Raw genomic sequence first — 23,025 nt, 5'->3', positions numbered from 1 at the left:
TATGACAATACATTTTATAATGACTGCTTTGCTGGAAGCAGGTTGGCGGTCAACACTGACCGATGATTATTGGTTATTAATTCCTGTGGAGGAAGGTCACAGAGCATTTTTTATCTCTTTTTATTGTCAAGAAGAGCATAAAATGTTGTCCGCTAAAGGCAATATTCCAGTATATGTACCGGAAGAGAAAGAATCAGTAATTCTTGAGTTTATCAATTATGCAAATTATAGAATTCCTGTTGGTAATTTGGAATTAGATATAAATAGTAAGCAAGTATACTTTAAAATAGGTATGTTTTTTGAAAATATCCAGTTAAATCCTCAACTAGTACACAATATTGCACAAGAAGTTTATCAAGGAGTTCAAGATTTCTGGTTATCAATCCCATCGATTTTAGAAGATGAAATGGCGATAGAGGATGCATTTCAAAAAGCCAACCTAAACTAAATCCTTCAGGAAGGATAAAGGCTTATGGACGAAAAAATTTTACAGGCTTTGAAAAAAGAAGGTTGGAATTTAGAGAAGGCTAACAATGGTTTATATCACACTCGTTATCATGGTCAAAATGCTGAGTTAATAGTTCATCTCAATATCACGAATTTAGAGAAATCTATTATATTAGCCATTGCATACCTACCTATAAAGGTTATGCAATCTCAAAATAATAAAGTAGCACAATTTCTCAATCAATTAAACCTGAAAACATTTTTTGGCAGTTTTGAGTTGAATTATACTACTGGGGAAATTGCTTTTCGTACTGGTATTTTCTACTTTAATACAGACTTACAAATGCCTATGATCGTTAATTGTCTTGATGCTGCGGCTTATGCTGCTGATATGGATTACCCATCTATTCTAGAAAAAGTTGGAGATAATTGAATCTAACATAACGCTGAAGCTGGAAATCTCAATATAGCTGAATATAAAGTGCGATCGCCTCATACTAACTTGGCAATGGGATAAGGTATGGGGCGATCGCGCCTTTTGGTCTTATATTATTAGTCCAAAAGCTTAGTCCAAAAGCCTCGGTTCAGGTTAAATTGCAATTCTATGAAAGCGTACTAATGCAAGCATAAATTTGTAGGATATGGTAACTGAAAATCATCAATTAGACAGTGAACTAACCCTACACGACTCCTCCCAATCCCCTTTAAGTGTTCGCGCGATCGCCCTCTCCCTCACCACACAAGACAACGAACTCATCGAGTGTCGCCTCACCTTCCAAGTCAACCCACAACTCTACCAACGCATCGATACCGCCGCCTTATTCAATCTCAAACCAGATGCACGTAATCCTCTATCATCTGGCAAATTCCTCAGCAAACCAGACATTACAATCGAAGTCAGCCTAAAACCCGATTTATTACCACTCTTAGCAGAACACGCCATCAAAATTGACGAAGCTGCAAAATATTTCCTGAATTTAAGCCAAGAACAACCCGATAACCAAATCCTCTTCACTGAAAGTTGGTTGGGTTTATCTGTTAAACAGCAACAAGAATCAGGCGAAATCGGCTATCGTACTCTTTGGTCTTATATTAGTCCAGAAAATCTGGCTCAAACAAGCGCTTTCGGTGAAGGAATTGCTGAAGGTATTGTCAACTTTTTTAAAGATTGGACTGAGGCGAATTTATCTGTCAAAACTCAGAAAGCATCTGCCAAAATGCTGGAGGGAATCGATAAAATTTTAACAGAATTAGCTAATATTAACCCAGATGATATTACACAAAAAATAGAGGCAAATATTCCACCATCTCCTACAAGTAGTAATATTTTTGAAGCAATAATTAATTTCTTTCAAGCTGATAATTGGCCGTTTGTACAACTTCCAGTACAGCCAGCTTTACAAATACCGTTCCAAGGCGAAAATGGAACATGGAATTGTTATGCTAGAGCCAGAAATGAACAAAATCAATTCGTTTTTTACTCAATTTGTCCAGTCAATGCACCAGAAAATAAGCGGCTGGCTGTAGCAGAGTTTATAACTAGAGCTAATTCTGGCATGATTATCGGCAACTTTGAACTAGATTTTACCGACGGCGAGATTAGTTACAAAACCAGCATTGATGTCGAAGGTGACAGACTCAGTTTTGCCCTCATTCAGCGGGTGGTTTACGCCAATGTCACGATGATGGATGAATACCTGCCAGGGATTATGTCTGTCATCTATGGTAATGTATCGCCAGAAGAAGCGATCGCTCAAGTTGAAAGGTAAGCTAATTATTCATAGTGATACCGACAAGCGAGAAAATCAATCTGAGTGTTTCCCACCCGATATACAAGCCGATGTTCTAAATCAATTCGCCGCGACCAAATATCTGCATCCATATATTTTAATGGTTCTGGTTTACCAATACCCTCAAATGGGTCTTGCATTACAGCCGTAACCAAATCTAATATTTTCGATGCTTTCTGAAAATCCTGCTTAAACCACCAAACTAAATCTTCTTTAAATTGAGAACTAAAACCAGGACTGCGATTAACAATAACTGGTTTAATTTCAATGGGTTCAGCTTTCTTTTTCTTCTTCTTGCTCAATCCCCAACTCCTGCTGAAGTTCTGCTAGCGTTTGAGATTGGATTTTTCCTGTTTTTGATTCTTCTATTGCATCCAATAAACGACGCGCATTAGCAGGCGATCGCAAAAGATAAACCGTCTCAAGTAAACTCACTAAATCTGATTCAGCAATTAAGGCTACATTTTCACCATCACGACGGTTGATCATGTACACCTGATGATTTTCTACCACCAGCTCTAATAACTTAAAAAAGTCATTTCTCGCATCGGTTGGGGATGTGATTTTGTAAAACAACATTAGTTAATGTACATAAAGTTGTACATAAATTATAAACTATGCGGTTCGTTCTTCCATTACTGTTACCTAAATCTTGACAAACAAGCGATGTCTAACAACAAGCCGCTACCCGCCTCCGCCCAAGTTGAAAGGTATGCTAATCATTCAGCATTGGAAATTTTTAGTACATTTTTATAGAGTAAGCCAGATTAAGGTTCTACTATAACGAGGCCTACGGCAACGCGTTCGCGTAGCTTCTCCGACAGGAGAAGCGGAAACGCCAAAATTGAAGGTTAGTTGGATATTTGTTTTTTTGCTAGTCCCTAAGCGGAAGTCATAGTAACAATTGCCACTATGACTTCTGCTGCGGTTGAGTATTTCTGAATCTTGATTTAAATTCGCAACTAAACCTTTGCTTCCAAAGATTTGAGTAACTCGGTATTCACGCCTGATTCACGAGTCAGGGCAATTTTGCCAGTGCGGGCGATTTCTTTCAAACCAAATTTTTGTAATACTTGCACGATCGCTACCATTTTACCTGGATCTCCCACAACTTCTAAGGTGAGAGAATCTTCTGCCACATCCACAACTCGCGCCCGGAAAATCTGAGACAATTCGATCACTTCTGAGCGATTGCTGGTACTAGCATTCACCTTCAAAAGCATCAATTCCCGCTCGACACAAGGTGTTTCGGTAATGTCCTGAACTTTTAGGACATTGACTAACTTGTACAGTTGCTTGGTGAGCTGCTCGATCACGCGATCGTCACCAGGGACAACCATTGTAATTCGAGAGACTCCTCCTTGTTCAGCAGGGCCAACAGCAAGGCTTTCAATATTAAAGCCGCGACGCGCAAATAAACCAGAAATGCGGGAAAGAACACCCGCCTCATCTTCTACGAGAACTGAAAGGGTATGTTTCATCTTCGCCAACAGAGGCTAGAGCAGGAATTGAGTAACGCAGACACTAGCAAAGGGCAACGCTAGACCTACTACCGCACTAAATTTTCAGTGCGACCTCCTATTGTAAACTTAACCGTTGCACTCGTTGCATTCTCAATCGAGAAATTGTCTAGAAATCATACCGCAAGCAGTAATTTCATTGAATGAATATCTTTTTATTGGCAGATGCGGCATTTTTGTAAAACTTTTATACTCAAATTTGATAGGCCGCTAATAGGAGAAAAGTTTTATGGGTTGGTTACAAAGATTGTTTGGCATGGAAAAACCTCAAAATGCCGAAGTAAATCCGGCTCCACAGGCTATAGAGCAAGCTCCTAGTGCTAATTTTGCTACTGCTACGCAATCGATACCCCCAGAACGTCTGGGATTAAACGGAGAATATGACCAAAGTGGTTTGGCAAAGCGGGTAGCGTTGGCATTTGATGAAGACGCCCAACTCGACGATGTTAATACCCTTTGGGTTGCTCAGACAGGTAGCACTGTGGTGTTGAAAGGTAAAGTTCCTAGTCAAGAAATTCTCAACAAAATGGTTTCTGTGGCGCGTTCTGTGAATGGGACTACAGATGTTGACACTAACCAAGCGACGATTGGCTAGTTACTGCTAATGCGATCGCACCCTCATTGCATAATAATATTTAGGGAACAGCCAATGGTTGGCGATCGCCAATCCATCTCTCAATCCAATCTAAAATCGCTTGGTTAACTTGTTCTGGACATTCATCATGGGGACAATGCCCTACATCCTCCAGATTCAGCAGTTCCAACTTCTCGTTATATTGGGCAAATTGGCTAGCTAGTGCTGGCGGAACAAATCGGTCTTTTTGTCCCCAAATTAAAAGCATGGGAATTGTTAAGGTTGGTAATACTGTCTTGACACTAGGACTAAAATTAATTCCGATCGCAGCTTTGAACAAAGCACTAAATGCTCTCGCAGAACCCCGGTCTTGGGGAGGCCCTGCTAAAATTTCGATAAGTTCATCGGTAATCGCCTCTGGGTTAGCATAGGCGAGACTAGCCCAGCGACGCAGCACCGCAGGACGGCGCACGAAGTTAAATACAGGTTTAAGTATCAACGGTGAAGCAACAACATTTTTAATTGCTGTGACGAGTGGGCGCAGCACAGGAGGAATTGCTTCTTGTTCTAATGACGGGTCGGGTAAACTCATCATCACCATACCCAGCAGCATATCGGGATGAGCGGCGGCGGCGGCCATAGATATTAGTGAACCGTTGGAATTGCCTATTAATATTGCTGGTTGACGGATAAATGTTTTCCAGAAATCGTAAACCTGTTCAACCCAGAGTTCGATGCTGTAATTAGCTGCGGCTTTTTCAGAAGCACCAAAACCCAACATATCTATAGCGTAAACTGTATGATACTCACCCAATACTTCTAAATTATGTCGCCAATGACCAATGGAAGCGCCAAAGCCATGTAACAGAATTAGGGGTGTTGTATTGTGGTGATTTTGGCTAGGGCGAATGTAAGTGTAGCGAGTTTGCCAGCCACGCCAAATCCAATCTCTTTGATTACCAACTCGTTCCTGCCAGTGTACCGTAGCGATCGCACTTACCTCCGATTTATCAGCGTTGAAATACCATTATAAGAATTGGGCATTGGGGATTGAAAAGAGGCAGAGGTGCGGAGGGGCAGCACTTCGGCTCCCTTCGACTACGCTCAGGGCAAGTCGCTCAGTGACCGAGGGGCAGAGGGGAAAAACTTACTGCAACTTCTCCCCTGCTCCGCTGCTCCCCTGCTCCCCTGCTCGCCTGCTTCTTCCCCATTCCCCATTCCCTATTTATCTAACAAATTGGGGCATAATTTCAGCAGCGGTGAATATTCCATAGATGCCGCGTTGGTGCAATTGTCTACCAGCTTTGAGATAGCCAAAAGCAGGGCCGCAGACATTTGCTGCCATGCTGGTTTCATCTCCGAGAGTAAATGTATGGGTAGAAATCTTCCCTTCAAAGGTACGTCCTGTTACCTTCACATTAGTGCTGAGAGGCTTTTTGGGATTGCGGGTATCGACTACACCACCAACTGTAACGCGATCGCGCCCTACTATCCCGGCTACTTCTAACATCACATCATCAGCGTGTTCCATATTTTTCAAAGTCAGCACGCCGTTAGTTTTATCTAGTAGTGCTTCTACTTCCGCGTCAGTCATCGCCCTAGCAGCTTCTACTGTGTAACCAGGCATGTGGCCAATGTCTTCCCGAACAGTGGCGCGGTAAGCTTCCCAGTTAGCAATTCCCACCCCAAAGGTAATTTCAACTTGATGAATTTCGGCGTAACTTTGGGCGGCTAAAGCTGCTGCTGCTGTTAATAGTCCAGGGGTAGCACCACATCCTGTCATGTAGGTAATCCCGGCGGCTTGCAGTTCCTCTTTCATCGCTAGGAGTTGTTCTACAGCAGTGGTGCGTTTAATTGCATCTACTAATACCCCACGCCAACCAGATTTGATAAATTCCTTGGCGACATTGGGAATAAAGTCATTTGGTAGGTTGGGTAAAGCCAAAAAATACCCATCTACTTCAGCTATTTCGATTAAATCTTGAATACTTTGATTTGTTAATGTACCAATTGGCTCTAAATAACCCACCGAACCTTGGGCTTGATAGGTTGCAATGGATTTTTCAGTATTTAAACCTTCAGCAGCATAAACGTAACCTTTTTGATCTGCTGCTGCGACTAAAATCATTTCTCGTTTGCCAGCAACTACCTTAGCGGCTGCTTGTCCGAGTCCGCCAAAACCCAGTACTCCCACACGTATCGCTGGCGAAATATTTAGAGAATTTTTGATTTGTTCAGAATTCATAGTCAATTCGTTAAGTTGAATCAAAAGCCTTGATTATTCGGCATCTCAGCTTCCGGCTGGTAACTGGTGGCTGATGGCTGATAACTCAAAGCTATAGAGATTAATTATGATTCATTATCCTGGGTTCTTTGGCTGGATATTGCAGATATTTATCTACTAGCGATCGCTTTTGAGTTTTTTGACTGGGAATATACCAGATTTAAACCAATGGCCGCAACTGGCAACTGAGAGGAAGGCTTAAGAATACTGGCTAAACTTGACGCTTTGACACAATAGAGTTTATGGGGTGATGATGCAAATACTCACGGAGGCGATCGCTTAAAGTGGTATGAAGTTGTTAAAATTCTGAGTATTATGAAGCGCATTTGCACTAAAGTTAATATTTTTACAATAACTTTATTATCTGCTTTTCTATTTGCGAACACCACTAATTTATTGCTAGTGCAGACAGTCACAGCTAAACCAGTACAGACAAAAAAGCCAGTCAATCAACCAATACCATTCAACTCAAGAGTACGAATATATCCTGCAAATAATAGCTTACCAGCAAGCCGTTTGATGACGATTGAAAGTGTTATTAAAAAGTCTAGTAAGATGCGAATTACAGAAGCAAAACTTACAACATACGAAGAATTTGCAGCCAAAACAGGAGAGTACAAATCATCGATTTCTAATAACCGAATGGTGTGGATAGTGACTGGTTTTGTCCAAGGTGAGTTGAGAATGTCTAGAGGTAGAAGTGTCTGTACTGATAACGCTAAACTTGTGGAAGTAAGGGATGCTGAAACTGGCGATTCTTTTGGTAGAAGTATTTACTGTCCCCCAAACAATCAGATAAATTTTATGCGGTAAAGTCGACTTAGAATCAAAATAACTTGTTTTCAGGAGATTCACTGTTTATGAATATAGAAATTTTGCCAGCAATAAGCCGTAATTAGACTGGTGCGTAGGCGTAGGCGTAGGTCGTTGTAGACATCGCTTCATTATCTATAGTGATAATAAGTTCATCTGTAAGCAGTAATTTTAACGCTCATAAATTTCTAATGGTAAATTGTCTGGGTCTTTAAAGAAAGTATATTTTTTTCCTGTAATTTCATCAACTCTGATATTTTCTACCTCTAACCCTTTTGATTTTAAATAATAAACAGTTTCCTCTACATCATCAACTTGAAAAGCAAGATGTCTTAAACCACAAGACTCTGGTTTACTAGGCCGTTGTGGAGGATTGGGAAAAGAGAATAGTTCGACTTGAGTATTTTCTGTAACTTTTAAATCTAATTTATAAGAATTTCTGGCGGCGCGAAAAGTCTCTTGAATAATCGGAAAGCCTAAAACTTCTACATAAAATTTTTTGGAGCGATCGTAGTCAGAACAAATAATGGCTACATGATGAATGCCAGTGGTTTTCATGTGTACTTTTCCAGCTACTAATCATTTACCTGTAGCACTTTTAGCAGAGTTTTACTAGTCTTTGCAAGATAAGGGCTTTAGCAAAGTGCTAATCTTGAAAATGCAAACCTTCCGCAATGAGCCGTTTCACACAAATTATGCGGTAATTTTAACGTAAAATTATGGTTTGCTTATGGCACTAACGGGTGCTTGACCGCAGAAAAACCGTGCTATGTTCCCAAAAACAGGCGTCACGAAGAACGCGTAAAGCTTCCAAACCTTGATTTTTCCTTGCCAAAGCGCACTGTTGGCAATGTGATTGCAAATGCTTATATATCATCTGTGCGCCAAAATAACCCTACAACCCTTATTATCTCGTTGTGTGATACAACTTCTGCCAAATTTACGTGGTTCTTCAGTTGACCTTCCCTTCCATATGGTAAAAAATCAGCTTAGCACCCAACCGAGAAGCTTTTGGTTCAGTTTTGATAACCATACCGTAATTGCATTAGCGATGGCGTTCCGTCCACCGGAGACGATCGCATAAATTAGCAATCACTGGAATTAGAGATAAAATTTGGTATAAATTATATATCAGTGGTGAAATTTATCCCGAACAAAAAGAAACAGTACCGATTGACGCATCAACAGTTATCTTTACTGGTGCAAGCGCTGGTTTATTGGTTAATTTGTCAGAATTGATACTCCATCATGTGTCCTTTAGCATAGAATCCTCGGTGAGTATAGAATGCCTCTGCATCAATGTTGTGGTTTGCAACATAGAGACGAAGACAGCTTATGCCTTCCACATCAGCAAGTTTCTTCACGTAATCCAATAAAATTGTACCAACACCTTTCTTCTGGAACTCTGGAAAGACGACGTAGTTGTCAAGGTACCAATAAGCAGAATTATACCAAGCCTCAAAGGTTTTTTTGATCTCAAGTTGTCCTATAACCCGATCGTTTTCTGTCCAAGCTAAGACATACTGACCCAGTGAGGAATTCTCGATCATCGTTTCTACACCCTCACGAACTGCCATTGGATTTAGATTTTCACCTAGCTTGTGTCCAAGGTACAAATGGAGTTTGACAATCTCGTCAATCACTTGATGACGATGAAAGTAATGCCCATCACCTGTAACAATTTCATTCGGATAGCTACTAGGAAGAAGAATGCCAACGCAAACTTTAAGAGTGGAAGTTGAAGTAAGGCAAGGCATAGTTGATATCCTCTGTGATGCTTCAGTAGCTTTTGGTTGAAGAAGGCAGCTATGCAGAGGGCAGTTTCCTTCTACCTCCTGTCTTCTGCATAGCTGCCTTTCTTGATAAACGTTAAACTCACACGCTTACCTTTTTGCCAGGTTTCGTTGAAAACCTTCTTGATTTTTATACGCATCAATCGCTTTTTGGCAAAGGTCAGTGGAGTATGCTTTCATCCCAGATGCATTTTGCTATTGACTTTCATTATCTTCCCACATGCTGTATTTCACTCAAACGAAAACCGCTATAGTTTCTTTCTAAAAGCTCCTAACGGTCAATTACCCATAAAAATATCACGGAACTTAGGCTGGTTAAGCTGTGTAGCAGTTTAATTCCTCACAGAGTTTTTAAATGAGCGAACTGACCGTCTTAACTTATAAATAATTTTTTTTAGCACTAAGAACGGATTTTTCTTCAGCAGCAAAGTTGAAATCACAAGCCAGCCAATTAAAATAAATATCAAAACTAAGATAAAATAATGGACCAGAGAAAAAGTATTAAAATTATGTGACTTCGAGTTATATATGTTTGCCAAATTAGCGACAGCATTGGTGGCAGTAATAAAGGTAAGACAACTTAAAGTAATCCCTAGTGTTTGGATCGAAGTTCGTTCTTGATCGGCAGAATGAGATGCAAACTCTCTAATCCTGTCGCTAAAATCGCGCCATAATTGATCGGTGCCCCATACTTTATGTAAGTTTTCCATAATAGCTAAGTATTGCCCTTTAAAAGTGTAGCGGAACGGTCTTGAAGCCTTTGCTACTTCCATGTAATAATCTCGAAGAGAATCAATATCGGTTTGCTCAAATCTACCATATTCCCGATAAAAAAGAGCGTTTTGCATGAACTTGCAGATGAATGAATCTATCACATAGAGTACATGCCAAGCTGCTATCGACAGTATGACAGTTGTTTCTACGTCATCTCTAAACCTTGCCCAATCACCTGAAACATAAGTTGCCTCCTCGTTCACTCGAACTTTTACATTTTTGAATGTAATGAAATCATCGTAGAGTTCATTGTTGTTGCTGTAAAATATCCAATCGCCATAGGGAATATCTGGTTCTTCTAAACAAGTTCTTTCTGGAAGAATTTTGAAGAGTTGTAGAGAGTACTGATTAGGTGCCCATATATCCATTAGTTTTAGGTAATGTCTTCGAGCATACTCTACTTTTTCTCTAATAGTTTTTGACATTCGTACTCTATCTCTCCACTCATCAAAATCATTCAAATCATTCAAATCATTCAAATCATTGACAGGTAATATCTGAAGTGTACGCAGTACAAAACAGGCTACACCGCTTGTAAAAAAACATACTTTACATTCAACTTCTTGTTCTTCATTAATCAATTTTTTACTGGGACTTTCTTGTATTAAAGCAAGAATTTTATGACTATTTTCAAGACTCCACTTGAACTCAACCATTAGTCCAAGCGGACAGGGAAAATGGAAATCAGGTGGTGAACCAGTAAATTCTGTTTTGTAAGAAAAATCTCGAATCTTACCCTGCTCTGATGCAAAAAATCCACTCCAACTATCGTAAAGACTTTTTTGTCTATTAGAGTCTGCTTCAATCAGATAAACCTTACCAGACTCAAATGGGAGCAGTAATGTAACTGCTGAATTCCTCGTCCAATTATTTGCCATATTATTAACCCTTTTGGGGACGCATTGACATGCTTAATTATGTCCTTAAGTAGAGTTTAGTGCTTATCCTACCCCTCTGCTTTAGCAGTCCAAGGAATTTAGCGATTACTTGTGGTTAGGCATCTAGAATCCAACTACCGAAACAGCTTTCCGCTTCTGCTCTGGCGTTACCTCCAGATAACGCTGCAACATCCCCAGGTCGCTGTTAAAGAGATTTCTTGAATAGTTTTCAAAGGTATCCCAGCGCTTGACATCTGCGTAAAGGATACCGTTGGCGAAACATTACTTAACATAAAAACGCTGATTTTATCGTGTAATACATGGATAGGATGAACTACTGTTCCATGTATTACACGGAAGAAAAAAAATAAGTTAGCTGCCTCAATTATCAATAAACTAGAAGAAATACCTGGGAGGCAGTATATGTGTTTACATCCCGAAAAAATTCCTCTTATTCCTAATGAAACGGTTCGTGTAGCCAAGGCCGCATTTCCAAAAGGTAATCTCTATATGCGTCTGCGCGACGAACTTGGAATCTTGTTTCAGGATGAAGACTTTGTGTCTGTATATCCTCCGAGGGGGCAGTCAGCACAAACACCTTGGCGATTAGCGATGGTACTGATAATGCAATTCTTAGAAAACCTATCTGATAGACAAGCAAGTGAAACTGATAAGTATTGTTTGTAGAAGCAATGACTTTGGGCGTGTACCCTCGCGACCAGAATACATAAAAGGTGTAGTAAGATGTCCTCCAAAAACAACATAAGTATTACCGATTTAACTAACTCCGCAAATGAAAAAATATAAAAAATCTTAAGTAATTACGTGTAAATCAATCAAAGTTTGTAGTAAGGGCTTTATCCCTGAAAATCCTTGTTTTGAAAGATGAATCGCTCACTAAAGCAAGCCTTAATTTTTGCATAGTCCTACATGGACTTTCGCATCATTGAACTACCTAACCGCTATGAAACTGTTGCTTGCTCAGGGATTACCACTCTCTGCGACAGCATACTTATGCCAAATAGCTTCGATTTCATACCCATTAGGCTTTGGTGACTGCATCTTTCTTTCCATGACTTCTGCCATTCCTAGCATCATGCAAGTTAGGCTTGGCCATTCCATAGAAATTACTAAATCTTCCCATAAAAAGAGTATTGGTGATTTTTCCTGTTGTTTTTTATTACCAACTACAACGTATAAGCCATTCTCCGTGCTAGAAATGGGAAACAAGCGTGAAGAAAAATTATTGCTATTCAGGAGAGAAGCTAGAACTTTTTGCTGGCAATTATTTGTCTTTCTTGATAGCTGTAATTTGTGTTCGTTCTTCTTTAACCAAGAGGCTATAGAGCAATATGTATTAATTGCTTCTCCTAACGGAAAAAAAACGTCATCTTCAAATGGAAATTCAAATGGAAAATAACTGTCGAAGGAATCCCAATTTTTTTTGGGGTTGACACCAATAGGCAAACAACTATTACCCCTTTGGTATAGTTCACAAAGTTCTAATGGTAAATTAAACGGATACTTCTGAGTAAGTTCCTGGATCTGCTCAAAACTTAATTTTGGAAGATAATCTGGATTATAACCGCCGCAAACACTCCAATCTTCAAGAAAGCCTATATAACCACTCTGTTCTGCAAGGATTGCAATCTTATCAATAACAGAGTTTATTGTTGACATTCTACACTTCCCAACAAAGTCAATTTTTACTATTCCTGTAAAACAGTCTTTGATACAATCCTAGTCTTCTTCAAATCTGCTTCCGAAAGTTCTTCGCCAGCTTGCAGGCGAGTGGCGGAAGTTTGCAACACTGTCGCTGCACCTTTATCTCCAATTTGTAAAGCGGTTTTGGCAGCCGTTTGTAGCATCGTGGCTGCACCAGTGCGATCGCCTTGTTGCAATTTCGCTTCGGCTAACTGGGTTTGGCGATACTTCGCTAATGCTAAAATAGATTGTTGCACTTGAGGATTAGATGTCGGTTGATACGCCCGCACTACATCTGCATACACCGGCATGAGAGGCGAAAGTAAACCTTCTTCGTTAACCAACGGATCATCATAACGGATTTGTAGATGAGCGATCGCTTGTTTACCTTCTGGCAATTGTCCCAGATAAATGTTCGCCAAAACTACCCGTTCTACATCCTGCATCAAATCTCCCAAACGTACAGCAAAGCTACCATCAGCTTCGGGTTCCACTGGTAACTCAATTGTGTCTGGGGCAACTTGGGCAATAGGTTTCAGTTCTGCTAATCGCACATTTGGCACTAGAGATAACAGCAGGTAGGCATTAGTTAACCCAATCGACTGAATCCGCCCAAATAGTCGGCTAAATTGATCTACAGCTTGTTCAGGGCGTTCAATATACGCTAAAGTCCCACCACCAACATCAGCAATTTTTTCCAGCAAATCCTGATTCCAGCTATTGCCAAATCCGAAGGTATTGATAGTTAGGTTCAGCTTGGCAGCCTTTTGCGCCAGTTTCAGACAGCGTTTATTGTCATCTCGCCCAATATCCCATTTCCAAATCCGCAAACCGCTTTCACCATGCCCATCCGTCAGCAGAAACGCCTGAGAAACAGCGCCTCTTGTGCCCTTCATCAGTTCTGTAATTCCCAATTCCAAACCATCAGCGATCGCAGTGCCACCGCTAGCAGTCAGTTTGCTTTTTATTTGAGATTTGATGCTTTCGGGGTCTTCAATCGCTTGGTTAGGGATAATGACTTCCGCAGTACCGGAAAAAGCCACAACTGAAATGCGATCGCCTACTTTCAACCGATCGATTAATCCTTCCACCGCCTGAATCGCCATTTTAATTGGTTGTCCATGCATGGAACCACTTTTATCCAAAATCAAGCAGAGATTGAGTGGTAGATTTCGATCGGACTCACCAGCAATCGCAAAAATCGTCATTGCTAGTTGACGTTGGCTACTTGTTTGAGCCACATCAACATTATTGTCATTTAACGCGGAGAGCAATTTAACTTTCATTGAGGAGGAGTATCTTGCAAAACTGTTTTGGAGACAATTCTGGTTTTCTTGCGATCGCTTTCAGATAAATCTCCACCAGATTGTAGCTGGGTGGCAGAAGTTTGCAACACCGTCGCCGCCCCAGTATCTCCCATTTGCAAAGCAGTTTTCGCAGCCGTTTGTAACATCGTCGCTGCACCACTGCGATCGCCCTGTTGTAATTTCGTTTCAGCTAGCTGGGTTTGGCGATACTTAGCTAATGCTAAAATGGATTGTTGCACCTGGGGATTCGGGTCTGCTTGGTAATTTTTCACTACATGGGCATAAACTGGGATATTTGGTGTAACTAAACCTACTTTGTTAGCGGCTGGGTCATCGTAGCGGACTTGTACATTAGCGATCGCTTGTTCACCTGTTGGCAATTGTCCCAAATAAATATTAGCTAAGATTACCCGTTCTGCATCTTTCATTAAATCTCCCAACCGCACAGCGAAACGTCCATCAGCTTCTTGTTGCAGTGGTAACTCGATTGTGTCTGGGGAAACTTGGGCGATGGGTTTAAGTTCTGCTAGCCGGACATGGGGCATGAGGGAGAATAACAGATAAGCATTAGTCAATCCCACTGTTTGAATACGGCTGAACAAGCGATTAAACTCTTCCACTGCCTGTTCGGGTTTTTGAATATAAGATAAAGTACCTAAGCCAGCATCAGCAATTTTTTCTAAAACATCTTGGTTCCAGTTGTCACCAAATCCCAAAGTATTCAAAGTCAAATTATAGCTAGCAGCTAATTGGGCAAATTTCAAACAGCGATTGTTATCACCGTGTTCATTTTCCCCGTCGGTTAACAAAAAAGCTTGGGAAACAGTATCTTTTTTGCCCTTCGCCAACTCCTCAATCCCCAAACGCAGTCCTTCATCAATCGCAGTTCCACCATCGGCGGCTAGGCGATTGATTTGCTGTTTGATTTTCTCTGGATTTTCGACACTTTGACTGGGTACTAAGACTTTGGCACGGTGATCGAAAACTACCACACTGAGGCGATCGCCGGGATTGAGTCTATCCACCAGACGATTCGCGGCTTTTTTGACCGTTTCTAGCGATCGCCCGTTCATCGAACCACTATGATCGAGAATTAAGCATAAATTCAGGGGTACATGGCGATCTTGATTTTCTGCGATCGCCGAAATCGAAATTCCCAACTGACGTTGACTGTTCAGTTGATTTGCGTCCAAATTACCATCATTCAAGGCAGGCTGCAAATTAACCTTCATAACTCAGAGTCCCTATTCAGGATATACATATTAAAAAATAACTTCAAAGCACTACTTTAGCTCTACGGAAAACTTATCCAACATAAATACACTAATATAATCAGAATATCTTAGAAGCCAAGCATTGGCAGATGCGAAGCCACCTTCAGCATTAGGGAGAAATCCGCACCTTAAGGAAGGCTGGCATCACGCTAGGATGTATTACAGTTAACGGCATAGTTTCAGGCGATCAGTTGCTATGGACATTTCCCCAATTAAGGCTGTTCAAGCCCCATATTACGGCGATAACTTTTACCGGACACCACCGCCAGATTTACCTTCCCTCTTATTGAAGGAGCGAATTGTCTATATTGGGATGCCTCTGGTGCCTGCTGTCACGGAATTAATCGTGGCCGAATTGCTGTTTTTGCAATCCGACGACCCCGACAAACCGATTAAAATCTATATCAACTCCACCGGCACTTCCGGTTACAGTGGCGAACCCATTGGCTTTGAAACCGAAGCCTTCGCCATTTATGACACCATGAAATATATCAAACCTCCTATCCACACCATTTGCGTTGGTTCCGCAATGGGAATGGCAGCGATGCTTCTCAGTGCTGGTACAAAAGGTTGCCGCGCTAGTTTGCCTCACTCCTCGATTATCCTGCATCAGCCCAAGAGCTACGCCCAAGGTCAAGCAACGGATATTCAAATTCGCGCCAGGGAAGTTTTGGTAAATAAAGGGGCGTTAGTTGATATCTTACATCGCACCACTGGACAGGCTCCAGAAAAAATTACTAAAGACATGGATCGGTTGTTATATTTAACACCCTATGAAGCGAAGGAATACGGTTTAATTGACCGAGTTTTTGAGAAAGAAGAACTCGCCAATCCCCCACTTCCTGCCAGTGTCCTTTAATTTGCCATTCGTCCTTTGTCCTTCGTCCTTTGTTAATAACTAAAAATTATTAATGACCAATGACTAATGACCAATGACTAATGACCAATGACTAATGACTAATTAAAAACGGAGTAAATTATGCCTATAGGCGTTCCTAAAGTTCCTTACCGGATGCCCGGTGGACAATATACAGATTGGATTAGCATCTACGATCGCCTTTACCGGGAACGGATTATATTCTTGGGGCGAGATATTGATGATGAAATTGCCAATCAAATTATCGCTGTAATGCTGTATCTGGACTCAGACGATCCAGGTAAAGATATTTATTTATACATCAATTCCCCAGGTGGGATGGTTACATCTGGCATGGCTATTTTTGACACCATGCAACATATTAAATCAGATGTAGTGACTATTTGCGTGGGATTAGCTGCTTCAATGGGGTCTTTCCTGCTGGCAGCTGGCACCAAAGGCAAACGGTTAGCATTGCCTCACTCACGGATTATGATTCACCAGCCTTCAGGTGGTACCCGTGGACAAGCAACCGATATCGAAATTGAAGCTAGAGAAATTCTGCGGATTCGTCACCAGCTCAATGGCATTTATGCTGATAAAACAGGTCAGACCATAGAAAAGATTGAAAAAGATATGGATCGTGACTTTTTTATGTCTGCCGAAGAGGCAAAAGAATACGGTTTAATTGACCGTGTGATTGAAGAACGAACCTCGGTAATAACTGGGGAATAGGAAGGCAGGGGGCAGAGGGGCAGAGGAGTAAGGGAAACAGGGGAAGAATTCTAACTTATAACTCCTAACTCCTAGCTCGCTAATCCCCAATGCCCTTTTATGAACAAACTGTCAAGATTGAACTTTAAAATAGAAAATTAGCCCTTATCATTAATAGTCCGGGCTTGAAGCTGATACTGACAGATAATAGCCAATAGCTAAATATTCGATAGCTGATAGCTCAAGATGGATCTTGGAGATTGCTACCGTTTACTAGGTTTAAGATCGGGAGCTTCTTTTGCTGACATCAAAGCGTCTTACCGACGACTGGCGCAGCAATATCATCCCGATATCAACCCAGATGACAACAAAGCCAAAGATAAATTTATTGCGTTGACAGAAGCGTACAAACTCCTGATGACAGTGGTACTACCAGAGGAAACTGTGGCACATTCAACTCAGGTATCAACATCTGGTATGCGTGATGACGCTAAGGCAACGCATAGGCAGAAAACACCAGTAACAACGGTGACAAGTCAAGAATCAGGGAAACCAAAGCCGCCTAATTTATTGGAAATAGAAGAACGGCTGAAGTGGAAGACTTATGAGCAATTGCAGCGATTTTTGCAAGAAAAACGATTTCCCCAAGCGATCGCCTTGGCGGAAGCTTTAGCAGATCGTTTGTCAACAGATGCAGAAGTTCGCCAATGGCTAGCGATCGCTTATCAAATTTGGGGACGGGCGCTAATTTCCGAAAAACAACTACTCAAAGCCAGAATTTATCTCAAAAAAGCTTTGAAAACAGATCCTCATAATAAAAGTCTCTGGTATGAAGTCCAGCGTGATTTCCAGCGCTTGGAGCAAATTTTTTAAAGATTCAAAATTAGCCCTTTCAAGCTAGGTAAAATTTTTGGACAATAATTCTTCTTACTTCTGTGTTATCTGCGACTAATGCAGTTAAATATAATTCCCAAAAAATGCTGAGTCACCTTGAAAGGGCTAGTTCTGAGTATAAAACTTTTACCAAAAACCTTGATTTTCGGATTCTGTTAGCAAATAAACGCTTCAATTATCGCTTTATTTACAGTTGAAAAATACGCTCTTATTTTTCTTTGTTCAGAGTGATTAAAGAGGGTTAATTACTTTAGATTTTTGTTACATACTTAGAAATTTTTCTGCCTATTTACTATAAACAGTTAATCTAGTAAATAAATATAAAATTGAATTTGGAAACCACTCATGGGGATCAGAACAATCACCAGGGTTTTCGGCCTATTCATCTCCACATCGCTAGCATTTGCGACCGCCGCTCAGGCTGCGCCGTTCAACAGTCCGGGCTATCCAAACTACCCTTATGAAGGTCGCTACCCGGAGTCCACGCCCTGCCGTTACAACCTCCAGCAGAGTAAGAGGGCAACCTGGGCTGGAAGCAACATAACGCTGAAGTACTTCTACAGCGGCCAATGCGGTTCATTCGCACGAATCGACAACGCGCCGCCTTACTGCAAGGTCTACCTCGATCGCACCCGGAGCAGTAACCCCAACCCTAGCAGCTGGGACTATGTTGGTGAGACCGTCGATCCGGGCATTAACTTTGCCTACACGAAGGTCGGCAATAACCTCAGTGGTCGCCTCTCCCGCGCGGCCCTAGTCTGCGGCACCGGAACCGTCGTGACCCGCACTAACTGGTACTAAGCGTGACTTTTCACAGGATGTGGAAAAAGGAGAGCGGTTCGCTAATTGCTACAGATCGCAAGTTGGAAAGTCTGACCGGAGATTTCCTTAGAGCGGACTTTCCATAAAATCTAAAATTGGTACGATCATCGCTGCCATCCACGTAGCACTGCTCCCAAGGTAGCGATTCCCTCAACAATCTTCTCGGTTGTTTGAAAGCTAAAAGCTAACCTAATGGCATCATCTCCTTGTCCATTAGCGTAGCAACGAGTCCCTGGCAGAAAACTGACGCCATGTTCATTGGCAGCAGTTAGGAGTGCTTTGGCGCTGATGTCTGGCGGCAATTTACACCACACGAAAAAGCCACCACCTGGTCGCAAAGCAACTATATCACTGGGAAACTCATGAGCGATCGCTTCTAACAACAAATTACACTTATGTTTGTAACAGGCGATTAGCTCCTGAATGTGACGTTCTAGTTTACCTGTAGCACAGTAGCGGCCAACCACATGGCTGACAAACGGCCCCACAGGCCCTTCACTTTTGAACATTGCCAACCGCTCAATAATTGCTGGATCGCCACAAGCCCAGCCTAGCCGAATACCAGGCGCAATGATTTTCGAGAAGGTATTCACATATAACACCCACCCCTCTTTGTCAAGGCTTGCCAAGGATGGCACAATTTCACCTTGGAAGCGCAAATCGCTGTAGGCATCGTCTTCTACCACCAACACGCCATACTCAGCCGCTAACGCTACCAGTTTTTGGCGGCGAGATAATGACATAGTAGTGCCTGTGGGATTATGAAAAGTAGGGATAGTGTAAATAAACCTGGGTCGAATACCCCGTTTTTTCAAGTCGCTTAAAGTTTCTTCTAACGCATCTACATCCATTCCCATCTCATCAACAGGAATGGTAATCAGGCGGGCGCCAGCCTGGACAAATCTATTAACTACTCCCAAGAAGGTTGGCCCTTCCACAATTACCACATCACCAGGTTCGACAAACACATCTGGTAGCAAGCCCAAAATCTGACCGGAACCGTAGCCAATAATCACGCGATCGCGATCGGCAGGGATTCCTTGAGCTTGCAAGCGGAGGATTATTTGTTCGTAAAGTTGGGCTGAAGGTGGCCCGTAATTGAGAGCGATCGGAGCTTCTTCTGCCAGTACAGCAGCACTTGCAGCAGACAAATCAGCATGAGGAAAGAGAATTGGGTCGGCCAGACCATAGGCAAAGCTGACGGTGATGATTTTGGTTAACTCAGTGCCGTAAGTTGGTGGTGTCAGATTTCTAGCTCTTTCGGCGAACAAATCAGCAATTTGGTAAGCAGAAGTGGTAGAAGCCATAAGCGATTAAAAATTGGGAGTCAGAATATAGAACACACAAAGGCAATTAGCAAAAAGTCATACGTATGTATTCTTTCTTATAACATCATGACAAGTATCGTAAATATTGATTACTAGAACAAAATTACTACAGTGAAATTAATAAACTTCAAGTGGCAGCAGCTGATTCTAAGCTTAGGCTGCCTACTACTGATTATTGCCTGTCAGAGTTTATATCCCACTACTAACCCAGAAGTTAAACCTCTCAAGGTGGCTACAGACCCCACTTTTGTCCCTTTTGAGATCCAAACAGCTAGCGGTAACTTGGAAGGCTTTGATATTGATTTAATGAATGCGATCGCTAAAGTAGCAGGTTTTGCAGTCCAGTTTGAAAGTCTGCCCTTTGATGGAACGATCTCAACTTTGCAAGCTCAAAGAGTTGATGCAGCAATTAGCGGAATCACGATTACCGCCGAACGTCTGAAAACAATTGCTTTTTCACGACCTTATTTTAAAGCGGGACTTGCGATCGCTGTCCGCGAAGACAATCAAAATATTAAAGACTTCAATAGTCTCAAAGGTAAAAAAATTGCTGTCCAAATTGGTTCCACTGGGGCAGATTTTGCCAAAACCATCCCCAATGCCAAAATTAGTACTTTTAATTCTGGGCCAGAATTTTTCCAAGACTTACTCAATGGCAACGTTGATGCTGTGGTTAGTGATGCTTTCGCGACTTTGTATGCGATTAAAAATGGCAAACTCAAAGGCATCAGAGTTGTTGCGGATTTGCTCACTGAAGAATACTACGGGATTGCTACGCCCAAGGATTCCTCCCATTTGGATGAAATTAACAAAGGTATAGCAACTTTGTTATCCAATGGCACTTACAAGCAAATTTATCAAAAATGGTTTAAAGTTGAACCTCCACAATTGCCGGACTCTTGACAATTGGGGATTGGGATTAGGGGAGAGGTGACAGGTGACAGGTTATAGAAAATAATCTGTCACCTGTCACCTGTAACCTATTCCCTTCTTTATTCCCCATTTATAAGGAATTGCCTGCCAATATATGAAATATTTATCTAATATGCGTCACAATTAATACTGCCACCAAAATTCATTGATAAACTACAATCTACTGTAGTCAGGGACAGCCAATTGTGGCACCTTGGATGTTAGTGGCTAGAAGCACCTTGGAACGAATGGGAATAAAGGAACTTCCACTATGCTGATTTGCCCTCAGTGTAAATTTGAAAACCCCAATAGCAACAAATTCTGTCAAAACTGTGGCACGTCCCTGACTCACAAGGTTTGTCCTGAATGCAGTACCGATGATGTACCTGTGAATGCATTACGTTGTCATAACTGTGACGCAGAATGTGGAACAGTGTTTTGGGCAATTATTGCTAAAGAAACGACTGGGGAAGCTTTGAGAGGAGAAGGGGATGTCGGAGATGTGGAAGGTGAGGGAGATGAGCAAGCAATACCCTCCTCATCTCCTTTATCGCCTAACTCTCAAATTACATTAGGCTCCTATTTAGACTCCCAAGAACGCTATCAATTATTAGATGCGCTACCTGCTCAAACAGAAACTGCCATTATTACTGATGTGGGTGTGAGAGTTCTAGACTGCCAGCCGTATCAAATATCACCGATTGAGGCAATCCTAGAAAGTCAGGAATCAGATTTGCTCACACCAGCAGTGGAAGCAAGTGAGATTCCTCGCCTTGCTAAACTTTATATTGCTTTACAATCCCAAGGTGAGCGAGGGATACCGTCGATTCACGACGCATGGCAGCAAGGTGATATACAGGTATTGATAATCGAAAATCGCTCGGATTGGCAGTATTTACTCGACCTGTGGCAAGAAGAAACAACCAGTTCGTTAAAAATTTTACACTGGTGTTATGAAATGACCCAACTTTGGGCAGTATTGGAACCAGTAAATTGTCGTCAAAGCCTTTTAGATTTGTCGAATTTGCGATTGGATGAAGACCAAACGTTGGCACTACAAAGGTTGTATGTGGAATCATCGAATTCTCAGCCCGCCACGGAGTCGCCAGAAGATGCCCCTCGCCAAACATCTGCTATTCCAGAGGAGCCGTTAACTATCCAAACTTTGGGAAGAGTTTGGCAAGCACTATTTAGACAGTCGCAACGAACTCAATTTGGCTCCGTAGTCCAGATGTTGGGAGATTTAGAGGTAGGTAAGATTCAGACGATCGCCCAATTGCGATCGCGTTTGGAGGAAATTTCTATTGAACTGGAAGCACTAGGAACCGCAACTTTGCCGCCAATAGAGGAGAAAAATACTGCTGTGTCCACTATCCCGCAATCCGATGAGTTAGAAGATATCATTAGCAAAACTGATGATATGCCAACTGTGGTGCTGGCGATGCAGTTAAGTAGCTTAGAAGATGCAGGACGCACAGATGTGGGGCGTCAACGTCATCATAACGAAGACTACTTTGGCATTGAAACCAAAATTCAAAAACTGGAGTTACCCAAAAGTCGAGTCTTAGAAGGGCATGGTTTGTATATTCTTTGTGATGGTATGGGTGGACACGCTGGCGGCGAGATCGCCAGCGAGTTAGCAGTCAACACCCTACGGCAATACTTTCAAGAACACTGGATTGCGAACCAGATGCCAACAGAAGATAGTATTCGTGAGGCAGTGTATTTAGCTAATGAGGCGATTTACAAGCTCAATCAACAAGATGCCCGTTCTGGAGTTGGGCGTATGGGTACAACTTTAGTAATGCTTTTAATTCAAGATACTCAAGCAGCAGTTGCTCATGTGGGAGATAGCCGTCTCTATCGCCTGACGCGCAAGCAGGGGCTAGAACAAGTCACAGTAGATCATGAAGTTGGGCAACGGGAAATTAACCGAGGAGTGGAAGCAAGCATAGCTTACGCTCGTCCAGATGCCTACCAACTTACCCAAGCCTTGGGACCTCGTGATGAAAACTCGATTAATCCCGACGTAGGCTTTTTCGACATCAACGAAGACACTCTTCTGCTGTTGGCATCGGACGGTCTATCAGACAATGATTTACTAGAAACCCATTGGCAGACTCACTTAGAACCCTTACTTAGTTCTGGTGCTAACTTAGAACGGGGTGTGACAGAATTAATTGATTTGGCAAATCAACACAACGGTCACGACAATATTACTGGTATACTTATTCGGGCAAAAGTACGTCCAAATCTAGAAAGTTAATCATAAATGGGCATGGGGCATGGGGAAGAAGCAGGGGAGCAGGGAAGCAGAGGAGAAGTTGCAGTAAATTTTTCC

Annotated in this window: 24 protein-coding genes and 1 pseudogene; 13 read left to right on the top strand and 12 right to left on the bottom strand. The window is 41.9% G+C overall.

Translation table 11 applies throughout. The features are described from left to right. The first annotated feature begins 1 nt into the window (after position 1). From V7K53_RS09190 to V7K53_RS09180, 3 genes are all read left to right on the top strand, one after another. Complete coding sequence (locus V7K53_RS09190; RefSeq protein ID WP_335197220.1) at positions 2–448, top strand: hypothetical protein; 447 nt, start codon at positions 2–4, stop codon at positions 446–448. Positions 449–472: 24 nt separating this feature from the next. Then, positions 473–880 carry a YbjN domain-containing protein gene (locus tag V7K53_RS09185; protein WP_335197219.1) on the top strand — a complete coding sequence of 136 codons (408 nt, stop codon included), beginning with the start codon at positions 473–475 and terminating at the stop codon, positions 878–880. A gap of 208 nt (positions 881–1,088) precedes the next feature. After that, the gene (locus tag V7K53_RS09180) at positions 1,089–2,216 is read left to right on the top strand and encodes a YbjN domain-containing protein (RefSeq protein ID WP_335197218.1); all 1,128 of its coding nucleotides are present in this window, start codon (positions 1,089–1,091) and stop codon (positions 2,214–2,216) included. A 5-nt stretch (positions 2,217–2,221) separates the two neighbouring features. On the opposite strand, the gene V7K53_RS09175 is transcribed toward V7K53_RS09180, so the two are convergent. From V7K53_RS09175 to ilvN, 3 genes are all read right to left on the bottom strand, one after another. Beyond that, positions 2,222–2,539 carry a Txe/YoeB family addiction module toxin gene (locus V7K53_RS09175; protein WP_335197217.1) on the bottom strand — a complete coding sequence of 106 codons (318 nt, stop codon included), beginning with the start codon at positions 2,537–2,539 and terminating at the stop codon, positions 2,222–2,224. Then, positions 2,511–2,816 carry a type II toxin-antitoxin system Phd/YefM family antitoxin gene (locus tag V7K53_RS09170; RefSeq protein ID WP_334895304.1) on the bottom strand — a complete coding sequence of 102 codons (306 nt, stop codon included), beginning with the start codon at positions 2,814–2,816 and terminating at the stop codon, positions 2,511–2,513. Before V7K53_RS09170 ends, V7K53_RS09175 begins: the two co-directional genes overlap by 29 nt. A gap of 383 nt (positions 2,817–3,199) precedes the next feature. Next, positions 3,200–3,718, bottom strand: a complete 519-nt coding sequence (ilvN, locus tag V7K53_RS09165) for an acetolactate synthase small subunit (protein WP_099101540.1) — start codon at positions 3,716–3,718, stop codon at positions 3,200–3,202. 268 nt (positions 3,719–3,986) lie between these two features. On the opposite strand from ilvN, the gene V7K53_RS09160 reads away from it, so the two are divergent. Continuing rightward, positions 3,987–4,352 carry a phospholipid-binding protein gene (locus V7K53_RS09160; RefSeq protein WP_335197216.1) on the top strand — a complete coding sequence of 122 codons (366 nt, stop codon included), beginning with the start codon at positions 3,987–3,989 and terminating at the stop codon, positions 4,350–4,352. Positions 4,353–4,392: 40 nt separating this feature from the next. Here V7K53_RS09160 and V7K53_RS09155 read toward each other — a convergent pair whose 3' ends face one another. Both V7K53_RS09155 and bioU read right to left on the bottom strand, forming a co-directional pair. Then, entirely contained in the window at positions 4,393–5,322 is a 930-nt protein-coding gene (locus tag V7K53_RS09155; protein ID WP_335197246.1) for an alpha/beta fold hydrolase, read from the bottom strand. A 234-nt stretch (positions 5,323–5,556) separates the two neighbouring features. Then, positions 5,557–6,576: a (S)-8-amino-7-oxononanoate synthase BioU gene (gene bioU / locus V7K53_RS09150; protein WP_335197215.1), complete on the bottom strand. Its 1,020-nt coding sequence runs from the start codon at positions 6,574–6,576 to the stop codon at positions 5,557–5,559. Positions 6,577–6,930: 354 nt separating this feature from the next. Here bioU and V7K53_RS09145 point away from each other — a divergent pair, with 354 nt between their 5' ends. Next, positions 6,931–7,428, top strand: coding sequence for a hypothetical protein (locus tag V7K53_RS09145; RefSeq protein ID WP_335197214.1), 498 nt, complete (start codon positions 6,931–6,933; stop codon positions 7,426–7,428). A gap of 171 nt (positions 7,429–7,599) precedes the next feature. On the opposite strand, the gene gloA2 is transcribed toward V7K53_RS09145, so the two are convergent. Then, complete coding sequence (gene gloA2 / locus V7K53_RS09140; RefSeq protein ID WP_335197213.1) at positions 7,600–7,986, bottom strand: SMU1112c/YaeR family gloxylase I-like metalloprotein; 387 nt, start codon at positions 7,984–7,986, stop codon at positions 7,600–7,602. 304 nt (positions 7,987–8,290) lie between these two features. Here gloA2 and V7K53_RS09135 point away from each other — a divergent pair, with 304 nt between their 5' ends. After that, a complete protein-coding gene (locus V7K53_RS09135; protein ID WP_335197212.1) occupies positions 8,291–8,512 on the top strand; it encodes a hypothetical protein in 222 nt (73 codons plus the stop codon). Positions 8,513–8,657: 145 nt separating this feature from the next. Here V7K53_RS09135 and V7K53_RS09130 read toward each other — a convergent pair whose 3' ends face one another. Beyond that, positions 8,658–9,185: a GNAT family N-acetyltransferase gene (locus tag V7K53_RS09130; RefSeq protein ID WP_335197211.1), complete on the bottom strand. Its 528-nt coding sequence runs from the start codon at positions 9,183–9,185 to the stop codon at positions 8,658–8,660. Positions 9,186–9,553: 368 nt separating this feature from the next. Beyond that, the gene (locus V7K53_RS09125) at positions 9,554–10,873 is read right to left on the bottom strand and encodes a hypothetical protein (protein ID WP_335197210.1); all 1,320 of its coding nucleotides are present in this window, start codon (positions 10,871–10,873) and stop codon (positions 9,554–9,556) included. Positions 10,874–11,296: 423 nt separating this feature from the next. Between V7K53_RS09125 and V7K53_RS09120 the strand changes: the two are divergent. Further along, positions 11,297–11,539, top strand: a pseudogene (locus V7K53_RS09120) (IS5/IS1182 family transposase); the annotation flags it as partial. A gap of 315 nt (positions 11,540–11,854) precedes the next feature. Here V7K53_RS09120 and V7K53_RS09115 read toward each other — a convergent pair. The 3 genes from V7K53_RS09115 to V7K53_RS09105 are packed head-to-tail and all read right to left on the bottom strand — an operon-like array spanning position 11,855 to position 15,116. Continuing rightward, a complete protein-coding gene (locus V7K53_RS09115) occupies positions 11,855–12,553 on the bottom strand; it encodes an SMI1/KNR4 family protein (protein ID WP_335197209.1) in 699 nt (232 codons plus the stop codon). Between the two features lie 29 nt (positions 12,554–12,582). Beyond that, positions 12,583–13,863 (bottom strand): vWA domain-containing protein, encoded by a 1,281-nt coding sequence (locus tag V7K53_RS09110; RefSeq protein WP_335197208.1) that lies wholly within the window; start codon positions 13,861–13,863, stop codon positions 12,583–12,585. Next, positions 13,860–15,116 (bottom strand): vWA domain-containing protein, encoded by a 1,257-nt coding sequence (locus tag V7K53_RS09105; protein WP_335197207.1) that lies wholly within the window; start codon positions 15,114–15,116, stop codon positions 13,860–13,862. The genes V7K53_RS09110 and V7K53_RS09105 overlap by 4 nt, the downstream gene beginning before the upstream one ends. Positions 15,117–15,354: 238 nt before the next feature. Between V7K53_RS09105 and V7K53_RS09100 the strand changes: the two genes are divergently transcribed. The 4 genes from V7K53_RS09100 to V7K53_RS09085 all read left to right on the top strand — a co-directional run bounded on the left by V7K53_RS09100 (position 15,355) and on the right by V7K53_RS09085 (position 18,423). After that, positions 15,355–16,017 (top strand): ATP-dependent Clp protease proteolytic subunit, encoded by a 663-nt coding sequence (locus tag V7K53_RS09100; protein WP_292732139.1) that lies wholly within the window; start codon positions 15,355–15,357, stop codon positions 16,015–16,017. 120 nt (positions 16,018–16,137) lie between these two features. After that, positions 16,138–16,749 (top strand): ATP-dependent Clp protease proteolytic subunit, encoded by a 612-nt coding sequence (locus V7K53_RS09095; protein WP_179067384.1) that lies wholly within the window; start codon positions 16,138–16,140, stop codon positions 16,747–16,749. Between the two features lie 225 nt (positions 16,750–16,974). After that, the gene (locus V7K53_RS09090; RefSeq protein ID WP_335197206.1) at positions 16,975–17,601 is read left to right on the top strand and encodes a J domain-containing protein; all 627 of its coding nucleotides are present in this window, start codon (positions 16,975–16,977) and stop codon (positions 17,599–17,601) included. 366 nt (positions 17,602–17,967) lie between these two features. Next, complete coding sequence (locus tag V7K53_RS09085; protein WP_335197205.1) at positions 17,968–18,423, top strand: hypothetical protein; 456 nt, start codon at positions 17,968–17,970, stop codon at positions 18,421–18,423. A 125-nt stretch (positions 18,424–18,548) separates the two neighbouring features. On the opposite strand, the gene V7K53_RS09080 is transcribed toward V7K53_RS09085, so the two are convergent. Continuing rightward, a complete protein-coding gene (locus tag V7K53_RS09080; RefSeq protein ID WP_335197204.1) occupies positions 18,549–19,751 on the bottom strand; it encodes an aminotransferase-like domain-containing protein in 1,203 nt (400 codons plus the stop codon). A 132-nt stretch (positions 19,752–19,883) separates the two neighbouring features. Here V7K53_RS09080 and V7K53_RS09075 point away from each other — a divergent pair, with 132 nt between their 5' ends. Together V7K53_RS09075 and V7K53_RS09070 are read left to right on the top strand one after the other, a co-directional pair. Then, on the top strand, positions 19,884–20,675 hold the full coding sequence (locus V7K53_RS09075) for a basic amino acid ABC transporter substrate-binding protein (RefSeq protein WP_335197203.1): 792 nt from the start codon (positions 19,884–19,886) through the stop codon (positions 20,673–20,675). Positions 20,676–20,955: 280 nt separating this feature from the next. Beyond that, positions 20,956–22,950: a serine/threonine phosphatase gene (locus V7K53_RS09070; RefSeq protein ID WP_335197202.1), complete on the top strand. Its 1,995-nt coding sequence runs from the start codon at positions 20,956–20,958 to the stop codon at positions 22,948–22,950. Positions 22,951–23,025: the final 75 nt, after the last annotated feature.

This window comes from Nostoc sp., assembly GCF_036917355.1.
In the GTDB taxonomy this organism is placed as follows: domain Bacteria; phylum Cyanobacteriota; class Cyanobacteriia; order Cyanobacteriales; family Nostocaceae; genus Nostoc.
This window is presented reverse-complemented; position numbering and strand designations above follow the sequence as displayed.